Below are 18,376 nucleotides of genomic sequence, written 5' to 3'. Positions count from 1 at the left end.
AATCTCCTCCTATTTTCTACTTGGTTTGACAAAGATAAAGTGAGAAGCTGTCCAAACACCTAAAATGGTGAGCAAAAGAGCAATCCAACCCTTGCTGGAAATAACTGCCGTTGCCGTTAGACCATTTCCGATAGTACAACCGCCTGCCCAAGAGGCTCCAATTCCCATCAGAATACCACCAATAGCACTTCTTTGGACTGTCTTAACATCGGGCAACCGCCAGCGAAATTCCCCCGCCCCCTTAGCTGCCAAGTACGAACCAAGAAGGATTCCCAAGACCAGAAAGACACCCCAGTTGAGCATTTTACTATTCCCTGTTACCAGATAATTGATAATGTGAGCGGATGGCGTCGTGATACCCAGACCTCCGACACGACCGGTTATTTCACTAGCTGGCCAAGCAATCAGGGCAATCAGACCGATAATCAAACCTGCCGTAAACTTGTGGTAAGTCTTTTCAAAAAGATAGTGGCGAAGTCCCGTGTATTTGGAAGGAAGAGTCGCCGCAGCCCGCCTAGGCTTTTTGAGATACCGCACCACTAGAAAGAGGGTTACAGCAGTTAGCACAAGCACAAAGTACCAGACCGAAATGCCAATCTGTCCCGCTAAATCATCACTGATGACCCAATATTGAGTCAAGGTTTTATTAAGAGGATTCAAAGATCCAAACTTCATGACAGCACTGCCCAGCATGTAGAAGAAGAGAGCAATCCAGCTGCCAATCAGCCCCTCTCCTGCTCGGTACCAAGTCCCTGTTGCACAGCCTCCAGCAAGGACAATGCCAATTCCGAAAATATAAGAACCAACAATCGCCCCCAGCACCGAATAATCCTCGTAGGGATTGGACACAACACCCAGCTGAACCAAGCTCAAAACTCCAATACTCTGAACTGTAATGGCAATGAGAAAGGCATAAAAGAGGGTATAATTTTTGGCAATATACATATCACGAAAACCACCCGTCATACAGAACCTCGTCCGTTGCAAAACGAAACCAAAAGCCAAGCCGACCAGACCGCCCGATAAGATTGTAAGAATCATAAATCACCTCCATTTTTTATTGCCTATCTTATCATCTTTTACCACACTTGACTAATACATATTTGCTATTAGGCGATAGAAAATCTTAAAGTTTCTATTTGAATCAAAAACTGATTAATGCTATTAAATTCCGATTTCAAAAAGTATCATTTTTTTACCTAGCACTAATCTAAACCTCATCAGAGTTTTAATTTCCATATTTTATGTTATATTTTATAACATAAAATATGAGGAAAGTATTGAATGATTTTTTAGAATAATATATAATAAATACAAAAATAGACTGAAACGGAGTGCCTTATGAAAAAATACACAACTATTCTAACGAGCAAAAACAAGCGCTATTCCTTTGTAGATATAGAGAAATCTGTGTCAGAGATAGGAGGAGAAATATCTAGGCTTCCGTATTCTATTCGTATACTCTTAGAAAGTCTTCTTCGGAAAGAGGACGGAGTAGATGTCACTAAAAATCACATATTAAATCTGGTTCATTATAATGCTGCCAATCCAAAAGGGGAAATTCCTTTTAAGCCTAGTCGCGTGATTTTACAAGATTTTACAGGAGTTCCGGTTGTGGTTGATTTAGCTAGTATGCGTGATGCAGTTATTGCTAATGGAGGTAGTCCAGACTTGATTAATCCAGAGATTCCAGTTGATTTGGTGATTGACCATAGTGTTCAGGTGGATTTTTATGGTTGCGATACTGCTTTGGAAGATAATATGACAATAGAATTTACCAGAAATAATGAGCGCTATAAATTTTTAAAATGGGCAGAAGGTTCTTTTACTAATTATCGAGCTGTCCCACCAGCAACAGGGATTATCCATCAAATCAATATCGAATTTCTGAGTGATGTTATTATTGAAAAAGAAGGTGAGTTGTATCCAGACAGTATGTTTGGTACAGACAGTCACACCACGATGATTAATGGAATTGGAGTGCTTGGCTGGGGTGTTGGTGGTATTGAAGCAGAAGCAGCTATGCTTGGTGAGGCTTCTTATTTCCCAGTTCCAGAAGTCATAGGTGTACGTTTGGTTGGAAAATTATCCAATATCGCTACATCCACAGATCTCGCCCTAAAGATAACACAAGTTTTGCGACAAGAAAATGTCGTAGGGAAGTTTGTCGAGTATTTCGGTGAGGGTCTCAAGTATCTCAGCTTGGCAGATCGAGCAACAATTGCGAATATGGCGCCAGAATACGGTGCTACTTGTGGCTACTTTCCTATTGATAATGAAACGCTTCGTTATATGCAATTGACCAATCGTTCAGAAAAGCATATTGAACTGGTAAGGGAGTATGCCAAACAAAATCATCTTTTCTACGATGAGATAGTTGAGCCAACCTATACAAAGATTATTGAACTTGATTTGTCAACAATTGTTCCCAGTATTTCTGGTCCTAAAAGACCGCAGGATTTGATTGAATTGACTCAGGCTAAGACGGAATTTCAAGCTAGTTTGGTGAGAGAACTTGGTGTGCGTGGCTTTGGTTTACCACAGGAAGAATTAGAAAAAACGACTGAGGTGAACTTTGGCGACTATAAAGAAACAATTAAAACAGGTCATGTGGCGATTGCTGCTATAACTAGTTGTACCAATACTTCCAACCCCTATGTCTTAATGGCGGCAGGACTGCTAGCTAAAAAGGCGGTAAAAAAAGGCTTAACCGTATCGAAAACGATTAAAACTTCCCTAGCTCCAGGTAGTAAAGTAGTGACAGGTTATTTGAAACAAAGTGGTCTGCAACCTTATTTAGATCAGCTTGGTTTCCAAGTGGTTGGCTATGGTTGTACGACATGTATTGGAAATTCAGGAAGCCTTTCGCCAGAAGTTTCTAAGGCAATTATAGACCGTGATTTATTGGTAAGTGCCGTTCTCTCTGGAAATCGTAATTTTGAAGGACGGATTAACCCGCTTGTTAAGGCCAATTTTTTGGCTGGACCACCGCTTGTCGTAGCTTATGCCCTTGCAGGAAATATCAATATCGACTTGACCAGAGAGCCTTTGGGCTATGATACAGAAGGTCAGCCAGTATATTTGACAGATATCATGCCATCTCATGAAGAAGTAGCAGATTACGTAACTCGCTATGTCACACGAGATTTATTCAAGCAAGAATACGAACAAGTATTTACTAGCAACGAAAAGTGGAATCAAATCGCAACGACACATTCCAAGACCTATCAATGGAATCAATCGTCTACCTATATTCAAAATCCACCCTATTTTGATCATCTTGATGATGTGGTTGTTCGTCCCTTGAATAATTTGGCTGTTTTAGCAAAATTTGGTGATACCATTACAACAGATCATATTTCTCCAGCAGGAAATATTGCAAAGAATAGTCCAGCAGGGCATTATTTAGAGGAAAATGGTGTTCATTACCAAGAGTTTAATTCTTATGGTAGTCGTCGTGGAAACCATGAAGTGATGATGAGGGGAACCTTTGCCAATATCCGTATAAAAAACGAATTGGCTGATGGTAAGATTGGAGGATACACTATCTACAAGGGTAAAGTTGTATCGATTTACGAGGCAGCTATGGCTTACAAAGAAGATGGAATTGGGACAATTGTTTTGGCTGGACGTGATTATGGCATGGGGTCAAGTCGTGACTGGGCTGCTAAAGGTGCTAGTCTGTTGGGAGTTAAGGTTGTTTTAGCCGAAAGTTTTGAGCGGATTCATCGTTCCAACTTGGTGATGATGGGTGTGCTTCCTTTGCAATATCTGGAAGGCGAAAATGCAACCAGCTATGGCTTAACAGGGAAGGAGATATTTGATGTTCAACTACCAGAAGAGCCAGTTGTGGGCCAGTTGATTACGGTGATTGCTCGAACTGAGCAAAAAGAAATCCGTTTTAAGGTAAGACTTCGTTTTGATGCAGATGCAGATATTCGTTATTACAAGCATGGCGGTATTTTACCAATGGTTGTTCGTAAGAAATTAGAGGAGGTAAGATAATGAAGGGAAACGCAGGTCTGAAAGATATGATTGCCTGCGATACACGAATTAGTGAAATCGTAGAGGACACCCTATCGTACGTAGGCTATAATATCTCGGAATTAATGGAACACAATGCGAGTTTTGAAGAAGTTATTTACCTACTTTGGAATTTACATCTCCCCACTCAAATTGAATTAAAGCACTTCGAAGAAGAATTGCGTGCTAATTATGCTATCAGTGATGCAGTAGAGCAATGTATTTTGATACAATCACGAAAGCACCTCCATCCGATGAGTGTCCTACGTTCAACGATTAGTCTTTTAGGAGTTTATAATATTCATGCAGAGGAAACTTCTCTTGAGGCTACCTATCAGCAAAGTATTCAATTGATGGCGAAAATTCCCACGATTATTGCAACATTTGTGAGACTAAGATCAGGATATACTCCAATTGCTCCGAAACAAACCCTCGGTTTTGCTGCTAATTTTTTATACATGCTAAATGGAACAGAAGCTTGCGCGGAAGAAGTGAAGGCTTTTAATCGAGCGCTGGTTCTGCATGCAGATCATGAATTAAATGCATCAACCTTTGCGGCTCGTGTCTGTGCGTCAACTCTTACAGATATTTATTCTTGTGTCACTGCGGCAATTGGTGCTTTAAAAGGTCCTCTTCATGGTGGTGCCAATGAACGTGTTTTTGAAATGCTAAAAGAAATCAAAGAAAAAGGAAGTGTCAAGGAGTATTTAGATGATAAGCTAGCTTCTCATCAGAAAATTATGGGATTTGGGCATAGAGTTTACAAGGAAAAAGACCCAAGAGAAAAATACCTGCGCGAGATGGCTAAGGAATTAACCCAAGGGACAGAAAATGAAATTTGGTATACTCTTTCTGAGGAGATTGAAGATTATATGAAACACACCAAACATTTGATTCCTAATGTTGACTTCTATTCTGCAACACTCTATCATGTATTGGGAATTGACAGTAGTATTTATACCTTAATTTTCGCAATGAGCCGTATCTCAGGTTGGATTGCTCATATCCAAGAGCAACAAAAAAATAATCGTCTCATTCGCCCACGTTCAAATTATATTGGTCCTCGAAATTTGGAATATATTCCCATCGGAAGGAGATAAGATGGCAGAAAAAATTTACTGTGAAAAAGGGAGCTTGATAGTATCTAACACCCCAGTTATTCCTTATATTGAAGGAGATGGAGTTGGTGAGGAAATTTGGAAATACGCTCAAAAAATCTTTGATCAAGCTATTTTCAAAGCTTATGAAGGACACAAAAAAGTCACTTGGAAACCTTTATTGGCCGGTAAGAGAGCCTTTGAACAGGTTGGAGAGTGGTTACCAGATAAAACCTTAGAAGTGCTTAGTAGCCACTTGGTAGCTATCAAGGGACCTTTGGAAACGCCAGTAGGTGGCGGAATTCGTTCCTTAAATGTGGCTTTACGCCAAGAGCTAGATTTATACGCTTGCGTTCGACCCATTCGTTATTTCGCAGGGGTTCCTAGTCCACTTAAACAACCTGAACAGACAGATATGACAATTTTTAGAGAAAATACAGAAGATATTTATGCAGGGATTGAGTGGGAAAGTGAATCGGATGCTGTCAAGAAAGTCATTGCATTTTTACAACAGGAAATGCATGTAAACAAAATCCGATTCCCAGAAACGAGTGCATTAGGTATCAAACCCATTTCTCGTCAAGGAAGTGAACGTTTAATTCGATCAGCTATTCAATATGCATTGAAACAGGGTTTAAAAAATGTAACTTTGGTTCACAAAGGAAATATCCAGAAATTTACAGAGGGCGGTTTCAGAAAATGGGGCTACGAATTGGCAGAAAGAGAGTTTGCAGAAGAATTAGCAACAGGACAGCTTATCCTAACGGATGTGATAGCTGATAATTTCTTACAACAAATCTTAATCAAGCCTGAGAAATTTGATGTAGTCGCCTTGACCAATCTAAATGGAGACTATGCTAGCGATGCTCTAGCAGCTCAAGTCGGAGGGATTGGTATTTCTCCAGGAGCCAATATCAATTACACAACAGGTCATGCAATTTTTGAAGCAACTCATGGAACCGCACCAGATATCGCAGGAAAAAACCAGGTTAATCCTTGCTCAGTCCTCCTATCAGGTTGTATGCTTTTTGACTATATTGGCTGGTCTGAAGTTTCAAATCGCATTATTACTTCTATTGAAAAAGCTCTAAAAAATCAGCAAATGACAGCAGACTTCGCTAATCTTATCGAAGGAGTACCTCCTCTTTCAACCAGTGAATTTGCAAAAACTTTATTGGCTTACCTATGATTTCTAAAAAATAGACCGTACATTTTGTACGATCTATTTTTAAATTTTTGTCCAATGTTTAGCTGGATCAAAGGCTGTGCCAACTACTTCGCTAGCGCTCAACTCAATAATCCCACGTTTTTGAGGAGCATTTGGCAATTGCAATTCACGAGGGCTACACATCATACCAAAACTCTTTTCACCACGGAGTTCACTTGGAAAAATCAAACTACCATTTGGCATCATAGCACCTGGCAGAGCTACGATAGTTTTGAGACCGACCCTAGCATTTGGAGCTCCTGCCACGATTTGAACAGTCTTATCCCCAGCCACTTTAACTTGACAAATGTTTAGGTGATTGCTATCTGGATGAGCAACCATCTCAACAATTTCACCCACAACGAACTTAGAATCACTACTATTAACCAAACGTTCTCCGAAACCTTCAGCTTCAATCTCTTGATTCAGACGAAAAACATCATCATCTGTCAGAAAGACTTGTCCTGACCCATCAATCGTGATAAGACTAGAAAGCTCAAAAATATTCCACGCTACAGTTTCATTGCTATCCTCTAAGAAGATACGCGTCACCTTTCCTCGACGCTCAAAAGAGAGCTTTTGTCCTTTGCTAGCGGTGACAATCACCATCAACACATCTCCTACGTGTTCCTTATTGTAGCTAAAAATCATTCCTGTATCTTCCCTTCTAAGTCAGCTAAAAATGCTATAATCTCAGTTTTTGTTTTACGTACTTTGCTAACAAAACGCCCAAGTTCCCTGCCTTTATTTAGGACAACGAGACTTGGAATTCCATAAACATCCCAAGTCCTTGCCAAGTCAAGAAAATCATCTCTATCAATGCGAATAAATTCAAAGTCTGAAAACATCTTCTCAATCTCTGGCAATTCAGGATAGATAAACTGGCAATCTGGACACCAGTCCGCCGTGAAAAAGAGCACTAAATACTCCTTATTTTTGATAATATCTGCAATTTCTTCATAAGATGTTGGACTAATCATCACACGATCCTTTCGCTATTATGTTTTTTATTTTACCATAAAAGGATTGTTTTTGTCGCATAAACGAGTAAAATAGAATTATAGAATCGAGGTAATTATGACTGAACTTTTTGACAAAATCAAAGCCGTCACAGCATTAGATGGTATCGCTGGACATGAGCATAATGTCCGCAACTATATCCGAAAACATATCACACCGTTAGTAGATAGTGTTGAAACGGATGGCTTAGGAGGTATTTTCGGTATCAAAAAACACAGCGATACATCTGCTCCACGCATCATGGTTGCAGCTCACATGGATGAAGTTGGGTTTATGGTTTCTAATATCCAAAAAGATGGGACATTCCGTGTCGTTAGTATCGGTGGATGGAATCCTCTTGTCATCAGCTCTCAACGCTTTACTCTCTATACACGCACCAATCAAGCGATTCCTGTCATATCAGGATCAGTTCCTCCTCACTTTTTACGTGGGAAAAATGGCAATGTGACACTTCCTGCCGTCTCTGACATTATCTTTGATGGAGGATTTAAGGACAAAATAGAAGCAGAGCAATTTGGTATTGCAGCTGGCGACATCATTGTCCCAAAATCCGATGCTATCCTCACAGCAAACCAAAAAAACATTATCTCAAAAGCTTGGGATAACCGCTATGGAGTCTTGATGGTGCTAGAGCTATTAGAACACCTCAGAGACACACCGCTTGATAACACCCTCATCGCTGGTGCAAATGTCCAAGAAGAAGTTGGGTTACGTGGAGCACATGTCTCAACAAGTCGGTTTGACCCTGATATCTTCTTTGCTGTGGACTGCTCCCCTGCTGGCGATGTCTATGGTGACCAAGGACATATCGGCGATGGTACTTTGATTCGTTTTTACGATCCAGGGCATATCCTACTCAAAGATATGCGTGATTTTCTGTTAACAACCGCTGAAGAGGCAGGTATCAAGTACCAATATTACACAGGCAAAGGAGGGACAGACGCTGGCGCTGCACATTTACAAAACAACGGTATCCCATCTACAACAATCGGTGTCTGTGCACGCTACATTCACTCCCACCAAACACTTTATGCTATGGATGACTTCTTAGAAGCACAGACTTTCCTACAAGTCCTCATCAAAAAGCTCAACCGTAGCACCGTTGATTTACTAAAAGCTTACTAGGAGAACGTATGAAAATCGGATTTATCGGCGTCGGAAAAATGGCTCGTGCTATCATCAAAGGGCTAGAAAAAACAGAACATGAGTTAATCATCTCAGGTTCATCACTACAGCGTAGCCAACAAATCGCAAAAGAGTTACACCTTGCCTATGCGCATTCTCATCAAGAACTCATCGATCAAGTAGATCTTGTCATTTTGGGAATAAAACCGCAACTCATGGAAACCGTGCTGCATTCTCTAACAGTTACTAAGCCCATCCTCTCCATGGCAGCAGGTATTACTATCTCACGCCTATCCCAATTGACTTCAGACACGCTACCTCTCATTCGCATTATGCCAAACATCAACGCCACTATCCTAAAAAGTACAACAGCTATCTGCACTAATCATTTCGTCTCGGAGGCATTATTGACAACTTGCTTAGCACTTTGCAATAGCTTTGGACAGACCTTTGTCATTGCCGAAAAGGATTTTGATACTTTTACTGCTTTAGCAGGATCAAGTCCAGCTTATATCTATCTTTTCATTGAAGCACTTACTAAAGCCGGTGTCAAACATGGTCTCACAAAAGAACAAGCTTTACTTATCGTAACACAAACCGTTTTAGCCAGTAGCCAACACCTCCTAGAAGAGGAAGAACAACCACACACTATGATTGATAAAATTTGTAGCCCTGGAGGAACTACCATTGCTGGATTGCTAGATCTTGAAAAAACAGGTCTAACCGCTAGCGTAGTCTCAAGTATTGACGCTACTATTCAAAAAGCAAAGGAACTTTAAAAAAGCTAGAACAATATGTTCTAGCTTTTATTGCAACATCATGACTGAAAAGGCAAGAGCATTATTTAAGATGTGTAGCAAAAGATTGTATTCAAAGCGCTCTGTCTTGTAGTAAAGAAAAGCCATAACACTTCCCATACCACCATAGATAACCCAAGCACCTAGACTATCTGGGCTATGAACTAAAGCAAAACAAAGCACACCCACGATAAAGCCGATAATTTCGTGGTTTTTAAAGAGAACCTTGGGAATCAGATAACGAAAGAGCAACTCCTCAATAGTTGGCGCTATAAAAACCACAAAAAGTCCCATAAATGCAGGCGATAACAGCGTCAACAACTGCTCAAGAAGAGCTTGATTGCTGGTCGTTGTCGCACCAGACCCCTGTATCAGAGCCATACCTACTTGATTGCAAACGATAATCAAGACATAACCAAGAAGCTCCCACAAAATGAGTGACTTTGGATTGATGGTCTTAAAGTCTAACAGCCCTTTTTTCCGCGCATAAGTCGCAAAACCTGCTAAAATCACAAGGGCAAACAGAAGCCTTAGGGCAAATGCAAGTGAAGTCTGATAAATACTTGTTGCCATCATGACAGCAAGCAATCCTTGGTCAATGACTGCAAAAGCAATAATGAGACCGATAACTTTTAATTTTTCAATAACTGTTTTCATGCTACTTTCTCAAAGTGTAATTGATGGTGACGCAATCCCCAAAAAAGCAAAGCTCCCATTAAAATAAGCCAAAGAACTAAAAACAACAGAGATTTATCTATAAGCTGATAATGCCCTCTATCCAAAAGATAATTGGTCAGTGTTCCCATAAAAGTGAAGTCTATAACCTTTTGGATACTTTTATCCATCATAGCAAATAATGGTAAAAAGGCAACACCCATCATAAACGGAAGACTCAAAATCGTTGCTTGCGTCTGCGTTTTACAAACAATGCCAATAAAGATAAAAAAACCTAAAACGACAAGAGCAGTCAATAGATTGACCAAAGCATAGAGGAGACCCAAACTAGACAGAGAGATACCGAGATAGAGTGGTAGAACAGTGAGATAGACAATCACTATTAGCAGAGGTAGTGCGAAATTAGCCAGTAAGTACTCTACATTTCCCATCCCCGCTAGCTGAAGGCTGACTAGATTATGCTTTTCATTTTCATCTGCTATCAAGTAGGTACTAGTCATTCCTACAAAAGATAATATCATAGCAGGCAACGTCGTCATAATGAATTCAACTGCTTTTTTCTCTGGCAGCTTGCTATACATAAACTGATAAAGTAACGTTAAAATAATAGGAAGAGCAAGTTGTACCACAAGCGTCTTATTAGACAGGATAATCTCCCAACGCAACCACAATAAAGATTTAAATCGTTTAAACATCTAAGCTTCCTCCTGTCAATGCAATGAAAACATTCTCTAAAGTTGGCTCTGTCGAGTGAATGGACTCCACTGTTGTCATATCCAGCTGATTCAATTCAGCATAGGACAGCTCGACGCATCGGTCATCATCATACGTCACTACAACTTTTTATCCGTATGATACTTTTTAATCAAGTCTTTAGGGTGACCTGTCTCAACAAGATTTCCTTTATCAAGGAGTGCCAAATGATCACATAAAAGTGTCGCTTCGTGCATATCATGCGTCGTCAGAAAAATTGCTGTGCCGTTTTCTTTCAACTCTAAAAGCAAACTGTGGATAAGACGAGTCGTCATCGGGTCAAGCCCACTGGTTGGCTCATCTAAGAAAAGCAAATCCGGATTATTAAGAAGCGCACGTGCCAAAAGCATGCGTTGCTTCATTCCATTTGATAATTTTTCAGCGACTTTATTGCGATCATTATAAAGATTAACACGTCTTAAAAGTTCATCGACTCTCTCTTTTGAAGTCCCATATAACTTGGCATAGGCTAACATATTTTTATAGAGGGTCATCTTTTCGTAAAAACCACTAGTATCACTGACAATTCCAATCTTTTCATAGTCATCTCGTTTTAACTCAGAAGGTGCTTTACCAAAGACAAAAGCCTCACCCTTATCAAAGGACAACTGACCTGTCAAAATTTTTATAGTCGTTGTCTTACCAGCACCAGACGGACCTAGAAACCCAAAAATTTCTCCCTTTTGAACAGCAAAGGAAACATCTCCTAACGCTAACTTATCTGCAAATCGTTTTGCTAAATGCTTCACCTCAATCAATGCCATAATGATCTCCTAGTAAACTCTCTCCACAATAAAGCGAACCCCGATAAAGCCGTAAAATATCAAGCCCAAAAAACTATAGAGCAATGTCTCATAACTAATATCAAACGCCAGCAAATGATGACACAGAAGCAAGACAATGACAACTAGCACAAGCAAACTATAGATAATCTTGACGGTCAGCTGTGTCAAGTATTTGTTGCGCTCATCCATTACTTTGATATAACTAGCCTTCAAACTCTTGGCGCTTCTTAGCATGTAGAAACTTCGTATAATACACGAGACAAGCCCTATAATCAATCCTAGAACAAAACCACTGTTGAAGCTATCTAAGGACAGCTTATAAAGTAGAACGACAAAGACCATCACTAAAACGCTCAGCAAGACCATCACTTGCTGTATCGTTTTACGATAGTCTTCCATTGATAGCTTGCCACTTTTCATCGTCATAAAGATCATCAATATCTTTTCCTCCTTCATCCTCATGCACCAAAACATCAGTCCGCCTCTTCATAGATGAAAATATCCTCAATAAATCTGCCAAAAAAACGAGCAATCTTAAAGGCTAACTCCAATGATGCGGTGTAGCGCCCTTTTTCTAGCGAAATAATAGTCTGTCTGGTGACACCTAGTGCAGCCGCCAGCTCAGCTTGACTGAGCTTTTGTGTTTTTCGCAATTCTTGAATGCGTGTTTCCATGTTTCACCTCACATTCATTTAGTAAAGTTTACTTTACATATATAAGTATAGTAAACTTTATATTTTATGTCAAGCTTCCTTTACATTTTTCGTAACAAAAAAACTGTCATAATGACAGTTTTTCTGGTCTTATCATAATATTTGATAACAAAGTTAATTATTTTTAAAAAACTCCACATCACGAGCAATCATGAGCTCTTCATCGGTTGGTATAACTAGAGCCTTCACACGAGAATCTGCAGTCGTAATCTCACCAACATGCCCAAAAACATTTTTCTCTGGGTCAATTTCCATACCAAACCAAGAGAGACCTTGAATAATATCTTGACGCATCATCGGAGCATTTTCTCCCATACCAGCTGTAAAGACAATCGCATCTGCACCATTTAAAACGGCAAAATACTGTCCGATAAACTTCTTCAGACGGTCAATAAAGATATTATAAGCTAGAACGGCATTTGGATCATGGCGTTGAAGTCCAGCCTCAATATCACGCATATCACTAGAAATCCCTGACACACCTAAAAGTCCTGATTGCTTGTTGAGCATATTCACCACATCAGCAGCATCTTTTAACTCTGGATCGTGAGCAATGAGATAAGGGATAATGGCTGGATCAATATCACCTGCACGCGTCCCCATCATTGGTCCTGCAAGAGGGGTGAAGCCCATCGAAGTATCCATAGACTCACCGTGATAGTTAGCAGTGATAGAGACACCATTCCCAACATGAGCTGTGATAAGTTTTAACTCCTCAAGCGGACGCCCTAACATTTTAGCTGCCTCTTTAGCGACATACTGATGACTCGTGCCATGTGCCCCATACTTACGCACCTTATATTTTTGGTAATATTTCTGTGGAATTGGGTAAAGATAAGCATGCCTAGGCATCGTTGTATGAAAAGAGGTATCAAAGACAACAACACTCACAATATCTGGTAAAATTTCACAAAAAGCACGAATACCAGCTATTGCCCCAGGATTATGAAGTGGGGCTAGTACCGACAATTCCTCAATCTTCTCGATTACTTCTTCTGTCACTAAAGCTGACTTCTTAAAATATTCACCACCAGCAACCACACGATGACCAACACCTGTGATTTCATTATAATTTTCAATAATACCATGACGCTTCAAATCTTCTAGCAAAATCTTAACAGCCTGCGTATGATCAGCAATATCCAGTGTTTGTGAATCTGAAACTCCATTAAAGGTGACCGTCGAGCGCGAATTCTTAAGCTTAATACGTTCAATCAACCCTTTAGCCACAACTCTTTCATCTGGCATTTCATATAACTGCCACTTGAGACTTGAGCTTCCAGCATTAATGGCAATCGTCTTTGTCATAAGTCACACCCCATCTAATTTCATTTAAGCGTTTTCAATATATTTTTATTTTATCATAAAAATTTAGGTTTAGCCATTATCTGTTCTCCATTTTTGAAAATTGTCAATCAAATCAAGCATACTTTCTTGACGCTGCAAATCGCCAAGCTGATAAACAAAGGTTTCTTTCGGTACATCATCACGTTTTTTGAAAACAAAGATAGACTTAGCATTTTTTTTATGACCAAAGAGATTTTCTGGAAGAGCAATGACTGCTAAAATACTCACTGCTTGAGTAATCCACCCTTTTAGCAAATCACTTTGTGGACTAGTGAGAAGATTATTGGGAGCTAAAAAAATAGCTAGACCATCTGTTTTAAGATACTTGATTGACTGCTCCATCAGCAAATGATGAGCATAAGTATGTTCGAGATGACTCGCTACTTGGTAGCGTTTTGCTACCTCATCGTTAGGGTAATAGCCAATAGGCAAATCACTAATAATCACATCACTTGGTTTCATCAGTTGCGGACGTACAGCATCTTCTTGAATAAACTGCGCATCAACTTGCATCACATCCGCTATACTCGCAGACAGATCAATTAATAAATCATCCACTTCAATCCCCATATAGTGCAAGTCTTTGGGACTGTTATTTAAAAGCGTGTAAGCAAGATTACCTGTTCCGCTGCCAATCTCAAGTACATCAAGGGGAGCAGATGAGGTTAACTCTTCCAGCAAATATAAGATAATAAAGCCGATACTATCTGGTGTCAATTGATGATTGAGTTGAAGTAACTCCGTTTGCGAAGCTTTTATCAATAAAAACTGAAAAGCACGACGCCACTCTTCAGCAGAGAGAGCTAAGTTTTCAAGGGATTTATTATTATCTACAATAGCAACATCTGTAGCTTCTTTGGTAACATAGAGCACATTTTGCTCAATAAGAGCATCGTAAAAAGTCGTCTTTAGCTGATTTTGAATGAACTGGACATTCTCAAGTAATAAAGCATAAGCTTTTTCAATGGTTTCAAAATTCATGTCTTCCTCCACCTTTTATCATATCAAAAAATAAATAGAAAGAAAAGCTAGGCAAATAGCCCAGCTTTCTATGGAACAGACGCCTCTTGTTCCGTTTTCATTTCAGTCACCGAGGGGGAAAGTATTTCTTCTTGAGTCAAGGAAGATGGAATATCACTTGAAGATTGTGATGAGACATTTTCTTCTAATTCTTGTGTCGTTGGAAAAGTGTAATGATACGTTCCTTTATGAGATAAAGTGACTGTAACCGTTAAGTTGTTGTCCTCTTTATCTACGTGAACCTGTGCCCCTTCAAAGGTCAACTTTGAGTCTTTTTGATTTTTAGCTAAAGTCGCAATGAGATAAGCTTTGCTAGCCTCTTCTTGCGCTAATTGCTGAATTTTGTTTGCTCTAACACGTCCCAAATAAAATTGTAAAAGGAGAGTAAAGATAGCTGCCATTAAAAGAGCATATAGGAGGACACCTGCCTTAACTTTGCGCTTTAAAATCATAGATAAATGTCCTCTCTAATCCATCTTTAAAAGTTAAAGCTACTGTAATAAGGCCTCCTTTTTCACGCACCTGACAATCTGCCAAGCCAAAGAGCATGGGCTGATAACCTTGATTATTAGCATTTGTTTTACGAAAATCGCCTCTTTTTGATAGACCATAAGCCAACTCTTGATTCCCTTTTTTGAGGTATACTTTATCTGAGGTGACACGATCTAGCTGGCACACCTCCCACTCACTTTGTAGTTGCTTAGCAAAGAGCAACCAATTGCTTTGGTGATTACTAGAAAGATAGTAAATATTACTTGAGAGTGTCTGCGTTAGCCCTTGATAAACAAGAGCAGAACCTGATATGATAAGGAGAGCAATCAGACACTCAAGTAAGGTAAAAGCATGTAATTTACTCTTTAAGCGCATGTAAGAGTTCCTCTTTTCCTTGATATATAAAAACCTCATTTGAATGCATTTCTACCGAAACAGACACGCCATTAAGGTGAAGTTCTTTTTTATTTGCCCTAATCGCCATCGTTGCAAGAAGCAAAGCCTCCTGTCTGTTTTGGCTGTCCTGTAACGTTTTTCTTTGCCTATTAAATTCGCCTAATATAAGAGTCGTAATACAAGCCAAAATAGCAAGTGCCACAAGACTTTCAAGGAGAATGTAAGCGGCTAGTTTCTGATTTTTTATAATTACCACTTCCTAGATAGAGTTGATAGGTGACAATTTTGTCCGCTGTTTGAAATTGAATTTTAGTTAGTGACGAGTTGCCACCAGCGCTATCAAAGACAATGTGCTTATGTTCTAAGGGAGTAATGGTCTCTGGCAATGAAACACTGGTATAGCCATTAGAAACTGTCGCTGCGATATCTAAAGCCATTGGACTTTGTTTAGTAGCACTTAGCTTTTGTGTATCTCGATAAACTTGCTCAAATTGTAACCAAAAGAGCGTCTCTTTGACGCTAGTAAAACTCCGCTCCACCGCTCCAGATAAAAGAAGAGTCAGAGAGGAGACAACAAAAAGAGTAAGGAGACTATCAATAAGCGTAAATCCCTTAATTGGCCACAGTAGCAGTTTCTTTAGGATGTTGTGCATAATAATCACTATAAGCCTTTGATTGCTTGCTAGAAATGTCTCCTGATTTAACCAGCTTTGCAAGAGTCGCTGTGTCCTCATGGTTGAGATTATACAGTTCTGCTTGACTCTCAACTACCTTGACAACAGCTGAATTTCCAGTTTGTGTAACCTTTTCTTTTTGTTTTGCTAGATTAGGTACAAAAAGTAAAAGCAAGACACTGATGATGACCAAAACGATTAACATCTCTATTAACGTAAACGCTTTAGCTTTTGTTTTTGTAATAAGATTGACATATTTTTTCATACATTAAACTCCATATTTTGGTACATTGGTAGTAGCATTGCCGCATAAATCATAACAATAACAAGTGCTACAAAGATAAAAATCAAGGGTTGGATGAGTTGAGTTGCTTTTTGTAATCGAAGAAAGAAAGTCTCCCAAGCCTCATCGGCATAGATATCCAATTCCGCTCCAAGTTTAGCTTTAACTTCACCATACTCGATCATAAGTCCCAGCTCTTTTAAAAAGAAAGGATACAATAGCACAGTCTCACAGAAAGTCTGACCTGATAAAAGTTTTTCTTCTAAGTCTCTACCAATCTCATTAAAAAGTTTTGATTTTTGCTTCTGCATCAAGGTGACAATCTGAGATAAGTCAATCCCTTGACCAATAAGATTTCCCCATTCACGAGCATAATAAGCAGTAAGATAGAGCTTGACATAATGACCAACAAAAGGAAACTTACTTAATATAGTAACAGCTCGCATCCGAGACATCTGGCGCATAAAAGCATAACCTATCCCTAAAAGAAATACACAACAAATGAGAATAGAGAAAAAGAGAAGAGGAAATGAAGCGACAAGACGTGTAGCTAGATTACCACCATCGAGCTGAGGAATAAGATAGTTTTTAAGTCCTATCATAATCAAGACTAAAAAACTCAAAAGAATAATGGGATAAGTTGCCACCTCAACTAGCTTTTTCTTGAGGATTGCCATACTGTTCAGATAGCTCTCTATTTTGGTGAGACTTTTTTGAGTATTGCCATGAATATCAGCAAGAGACATCTGTGTAACAATGGTATCTGAAAAACCGACAGCTGCCATCATCGCTGCCATACTTTTACCTTCCAGTAATGAAGATTGCATTTGGTCAGTGTACTTATCGGTAAGCAATTGACTGCGTTTCAAAAAAATAACCATTTCACTCAGTGTAAAACCGCTGATAAACAGGTTATTAAAGAGTTGGATGAGTTTTGCTTGCTGCTTAGCCGATAATCTTTTCGATTTTAGCTTCTTGCAAAGTGATATGTCCGCCTTGAGCCAACTGATCCATTTGGGAATTCCACTGTGCGCAACTGTGTTCTTGGAAGTTTTCTGTAGCAAAATCAATCACACCTCCTCCCCCAACCAAACGTTGATAAACAATCATACGGAGACTATTATTCAACTCTTCTATGCTAACACCAAGCTCTAGTAAACGATCATAAACACCAGAAATACTCTTAGCATGAATTGTAGAAAAGACCATAGCTCCTGTGAGACTAGCACGAATAACCGCACGTGCTGTTTGACTATCTCTAATCTCACCGATAATAAGGATATCAGGGCGATGCCTTAACGATAGCTTGATAAGATTATCATAAGTCATGCCAATTTCCTCATTGAGTTGAAGTTGAAGCATATTTTCCTGTTTGATTTCCACAGGATCTTCAATAGTGATAATCTGTTTATCTCTAAATTGATCCGCAACCAATTGGTGCATAAGTGTGGTTTTACCACTACCAACAGGACCCGAAAAAAGATAAAGACCTCGACCCCCTACTACTGGTTTGAGACGTTCAATCCCATCAAACCAGTAATGTAACTCATGACGCCCAGAGTAAAGCAGGCGAATAACCAAACTCTCAAGTCCACGGTAATCACCCACACTTGATAAACGAAGAGATACTATCTCATCTTCCTCAAAGGTATAATCACATGAACCGAGTTGACTTCGTCTTTTTTCGCCAACATTCATTCCTGCAACAAATTTAAAGTGACCAATAAGACTAGCCATCCGATCATTTCCAAAAACATCTATATGTCGTCTTTCATCACCAACTCTCATGAATACTTCATATTGCTTTGCTTTTGGGATAATATAAATATCCTGAGCATTAATAGCAACAGCTGTCTTGATGAGTTCTTTGGCTAACTCTTGTACCATGTTTACCTCTTTCTAAAAGAGTCATTTCCTAGTGAGCAAGGCATAGCACCACAGCTAAATAGTGTTAAAGTAAAATTTCAAA

General features: G+C 39.4%; 21 protein-coding genes and 1 pseudogene. 5 read left to right on the top strand and 17 right to left on the bottom strand.

Going from position 1 to position 18,376, the window contains the following annotated elements; genetic code table 11:
* Positions 1–9: 9 nt before the first annotated feature.
* On the bottom strand, positions 10–1,041 hold the full coding sequence (locus NXS10_RS07610) for a YeeE/YedE family protein (RefSeq protein WP_259139216.1): 1,032 nt from the start codon (positions 1,039–1,041) through the stop codon (positions 10–12).
* 300 nt (positions 1,042–1,341) lie between these two features.
* Between NXS10_RS07610 and acnA the strand changes: the two genes are divergently transcribed.
* From acnA to icd, 3 genes are read left to right on the top strand one after another with little or no spacing between them, the layout of a single operon-like run.
* The gene (gene acnA / locus NXS10_RS07605; protein ID WP_259139215.1) at positions 1,342–4,005 is read left to right on the top strand and encodes an aconitate hydratase AcnA; all 2,664 of its coding nucleotides are present in this window, start codon (positions 1,342–1,344) and stop codon (positions 4,003–4,005) included.
* Positions 4,005–5,123 carry a citrate synthase gene (locus NXS10_RS07600; protein ID WP_259139214.1) on the top strand — a complete coding sequence of 373 codons (1,119 nt, stop codon included), beginning with the start codon at positions 4,005–4,007 and terminating at the stop codon, positions 5,121–5,123. Before acnA ends, NXS10_RS07600 begins: the two co-directional genes overlap by 1 nt.
* Position 5,124: 1 nt before the next feature.
* Complete coding sequence (icd, locus tag NXS10_RS07595; RefSeq protein WP_259139213.1) at positions 5,125–6,309, top strand: NADP-dependent isocitrate dehydrogenase; 1,185 nt, start codon at positions 5,125–5,127, stop codon at positions 6,307–6,309.
* Positions 6,310–6,348: 39 nt separating this feature from the next.
* Here icd and ytpR read toward each other — a convergent pair whose 3' ends face one another.
* Both ytpR and NXS10_RS07585 read right to left on the bottom strand, forming a co-directional pair.
* Positions 6,349–6,978, bottom strand: coding sequence for a YtpR family tRNA-binding protein (gene ytpR, locus NXS10_RS07590; protein ID WP_259139212.1), 630 nt, complete (start codon positions 6,976–6,978; stop codon positions 6,349–6,351).
* Entirely contained in the window at positions 6,975–7,307 is a 333-nt protein-coding gene (locus tag NXS10_RS07585; RefSeq protein ID WP_259139211.1) for a thioredoxin family protein, read from the bottom strand. Before NXS10_RS07585 ends, ytpR begins: the two co-directional genes overlap by 4 nt.
* A gap of 97 nt (positions 7,308–7,404) precedes the next feature.
* On the opposite strand from NXS10_RS07585, the gene pepA reads away from it, so the two are divergent.
* Complete coding sequence (pepA, locus tag NXS10_RS07580) at positions 7,405–8,472, top strand: glutamyl aminopeptidase (RefSeq protein ID WP_259139210.1); 1,068 nt, start codon at positions 7,405–7,407, stop codon at positions 8,470–8,472.
* 8 nt (positions 8,473–8,480) lie between these two features.
* Positions 8,481–9,251, top strand: a complete 771-nt coding sequence (proC, locus tag NXS10_RS07575) for a pyrroline-5-carboxylate reductase (RefSeq protein WP_259139209.1) — start codon at positions 8,481–8,483, stop codon at positions 9,249–9,251.
* A 27-nt stretch (positions 9,252–9,278) separates the two neighbouring features.
* Here proC and NXS10_RS07570 read toward each other — a convergent pair whose 3' ends face one another.
* The 14 genes and pseudogenes from NXS10_RS07570 to comGA form a co-directional block, all read right to left on the bottom strand.
* Positions 9,279–9,926 (bottom strand): CPBP family intramembrane glutamic endopeptidase, encoded by a 648-nt coding sequence (locus NXS10_RS07570; protein WP_259139208.1) that lies wholly within the window; start codon positions 9,924–9,926, stop codon positions 9,279–9,281.
* On the bottom strand, positions 9,923–10,639 hold the full coding sequence (locus NXS10_RS07565) for an ABC transporter permease (RefSeq protein WP_259139207.1): 717 nt from the start codon (positions 10,637–10,639) through the stop codon (positions 9,923–9,925). The genes NXS10_RS07570 and NXS10_RS07565 overlap by 4 nt, the downstream gene beginning before the upstream one ends.
* Positions 10,632–11,461 (bottom strand): annotated as a pseudogene (locus NXS10_RS07560) (ABC transporter ATP-binding protein). Before NXS10_RS07560 ends, NXS10_RS07565 begins: the two are co-directional and overlap by 8 nt.
* A 9-nt stretch (positions 11,462–11,470) precedes the next feature.
* The gene (locus NXS10_RS07555) at positions 11,471–11,920 is read right to left on the bottom strand and encodes a hypothetical protein (RefSeq protein ID WP_259139206.1); all 450 of its coding nucleotides are present in this window, start codon (positions 11,918–11,920) and stop codon (positions 11,471–11,473) included.
* Positions 11,921–11,955: 35 nt separating this feature from the next.
* A complete protein-coding gene (locus tag NXS10_RS07550; protein ID WP_259139205.1) occupies positions 11,956–12,156 on the bottom strand; it encodes a helix-turn-helix transcriptional regulator in 201 nt (66 codons plus the stop codon).
* Between the two features lie 153 nt (positions 12,157–12,309).
* Positions 12,310–13,503 carry an acetate kinase gene (locus NXS10_RS07545; protein ID WP_259139204.1) on the bottom strand — a complete coding sequence of 398 codons (1,194 nt, stop codon included), beginning with the start codon at positions 13,501–13,503 and terminating at the stop codon, positions 12,310–12,312.
* A 69-nt stretch (positions 13,504–13,572) separates the two neighbouring features.
* On the bottom strand, positions 13,573–14,523 hold the full coding sequence (locus tag NXS10_RS07540) for a class I SAM-dependent methyltransferase (protein ID WP_259139203.1): 951 nt from the start codon (positions 14,521–14,523) through the stop codon (positions 13,573–13,575).
* A gap of 68 nt (positions 14,524–14,591) precedes the next feature.
* The gene (comGG, locus tag NXS10_RS07535; RefSeq protein WP_306345024.1) at positions 14,592–15,014 is read right to left on the bottom strand and encodes a competence type IV pilus minor pilin ComGG; all 423 of its coding nucleotides are present in this window, start codon (positions 15,012–15,014) and stop codon (positions 14,592–14,594) included.
* The gene (gene comGF / locus NXS10_RS07530) at positions 14,992–15,429 is read right to left on the bottom strand and encodes a competence type IV pilus minor pilin ComGF (RefSeq protein WP_259139202.1); all 438 of its coding nucleotides are present in this window, start codon (positions 15,427–15,429) and stop codon (positions 14,992–14,994) included. The genes comGG and comGF overlap by 23 nt, the downstream gene beginning before the upstream one ends.
* Complete coding sequence (gene comGE / locus NXS10_RS07525) at positions 15,413–15,706, bottom strand: competence type IV pilus minor pilin ComGE (RefSeq protein WP_259139201.1); 294 nt, start codon at positions 15,704–15,706, stop codon at positions 15,413–15,415. The genes comGF and comGE overlap by 17 nt, the downstream gene beginning before the upstream one ends.
* On the bottom strand, positions 15,660–16,103 hold the full coding sequence (comGD, locus tag NXS10_RS07520) for a competence type IV pilus minor pilin ComGD (RefSeq protein ID WP_259139199.1): 444 nt from the start codon (positions 16,101–16,103) through the stop codon (positions 15,660–15,662). The genes comGE and comGD overlap by 47 nt, the downstream gene beginning before the upstream one ends.
* Positions 16,063–16,389: a competence type IV pilus major pilin ComGC gene (gene comGC, locus NXS10_RS07515; protein WP_259139198.1), complete on the bottom strand. Its 327-nt coding sequence runs from the start codon at positions 16,387–16,389 to the stop codon at positions 16,063–16,065. The genes comGD and comGC overlap by 41 nt, the downstream gene beginning before the upstream one ends.
* Complete coding sequence (gene comGB / locus NXS10_RS07510; protein ID WP_259139197.1) at positions 16,386–17,471, bottom strand: competence type IV pilus assembly protein ComGB; 1,086 nt, start codon at positions 17,469–17,471, stop codon at positions 16,386–16,388. The genes comGC and comGB overlap by 4 nt, the downstream gene beginning before the upstream one ends.
* Positions 17,353–18,294, bottom strand: coding sequence for a competence type IV pilus ATPase ComGA (gene comGA, locus NXS10_RS07505; protein WP_259139195.1), 942 nt, complete (start codon positions 18,292–18,294; stop codon positions 17,353–17,355). Before comGA ends, comGB begins: the two co-directional genes overlap by 119 nt.
* Positions 18,295–18,376: the final 82 nt, after the last annotated feature.

It is taken from the genome of Streptococcus sciuri (assembly GCF_024814375.1).
Taxonomy (GTDB): Bacteria; Bacillota; Bacilli; order Lactobacillales; family Streptococcaceae; genus Streptococcus; species Streptococcus sciuri.
The sequence above is the reverse complement of the archived record's forward strand: the minus strand, read 5'-3'. Positions and strand labels throughout refer to the sequence as shown.

What these genes read in the sequence shown, in the direction of transcription:
- comGA (WP_259139195.1), bottom strand. Translation starts at nt 18,294, where the DNA reads ATGGTACAAGAGTTAGCCAAAGAACTCATCAAGACAGCTGTTGCTATT.
- NXS10_RS07570 (WP_259139208.1), bottom strand. Translation starts at nt 9,926, where the DNA reads ATGAAAACAGTTATTGAAAAATTAAAAGTTATCGGTCTCATTATTGCT.
- proC (WP_259139209.1), top strand. Translation starts at nt 8,481, where the DNA reads ATGAAAATCGGATTTATCGGCGTCGGAAAAATGGCTCGTGCTATCATC.
- pepA (WP_259139210.1), top strand. Translation starts at nt 7,405, where the DNA reads ATGACTGAACTTTTTGACAAAATCAAAGCCGTCACAGCATTAGATGGT.
- NXS10_RS07545 (WP_259139204.1), bottom strand. Translation starts at nt 13,503, where the DNA reads ATGACAAAGACGATTGCCATTAATGCTGGAAGCTCAAGTCTCAAGTGG.
- NXS10_RS07565 (WP_259139207.1), bottom strand. Translation starts at nt 10,639, where the DNA reads ATGTTTAAACGATTTAAATCTTTATTGTGGTTGCGTTGGGAGATTATC.
- comGG (WP_306345024.1), bottom strand. Translation starts at nt 15,014, where the DNA reads ATGATTTTAAAGCGCAAAGTTAAGGCAGGTGTCCTCCTATATGCTCTT.
- NXS10_RS07585 (WP_259139211.1), bottom strand. Translation starts at nt 7,307, where the DNA reads ATGATTAGTCCAACATCTTATGAAGAAATTGCAGATATTATCAAAAAT.
- ytpR (WP_259139212.1), bottom strand. Translation starts at nt 6,978, where the DNA reads ATGATTTTTAGCTACAATAAGGAACACGTAGGAGATGTGTTGATGGTG.
- comGD (WP_259139199.1), bottom strand. Translation starts at nt 16,103, where the DNA reads ATGCACAACATCCTAAAGAAACTGCTACTGTGGCCAATTAAGGGATTT.
- icd (WP_259139213.1), top strand. Translation starts at nt 5,125, where the DNA reads ATGGCAGAAAAAATTTACTGTGAAAAAGGGAGCTTGATAGTATCTAAC.
- NXS10_RS07540 (WP_259139203.1), bottom strand. Translation starts at nt 14,523, where the DNA reads ATGAATTTTGAAACCATTGAAAAAGCTTATGCTTTATTACTTGAGAAT.
- comGF (WP_259139202.1), bottom strand. Translation starts at nt 15,429, where the DNA reads ATGCGCTTAAAGAGTAAATTACATGCTTTTACCTTACTTGAGTGTCTG.
- comGC (WP_259139198.1), bottom strand. Translation starts at nt 16,389, where the DNA reads ATGAAAAAATATGTCAATCTTATTACAAAAACAAAAGCTAAAGCGTTT.
- NXS10_RS07610 (WP_259139216.1), bottom strand. Translation starts at nt 1,041, where the DNA reads ATGATTCTTACAATCTTATCGGGCGGTCTGGTCGGCTTGGCTTTTGGT.
- NXS10_RS07600 (WP_259139214.1), top strand. Translation starts at nt 4,005, where the DNA reads ATGAAGGGAAACGCAGGTCTGAAAGATATGATTGCCTGCGATACACGA.
- NXS10_RS07550 (WP_259139205.1), bottom strand. Translation starts at nt 12,156, where the DNA reads ATGGAAACACGCATTCAAGAATTGCGAAAAACACAAAAGCTCAGTCAA.
- acnA (WP_259139215.1), top strand. Translation starts at nt 1,342, where the DNA reads ATGAAAAAATACACAACTATTCTAACGAGCAAAAACAAGCGCTATTCC.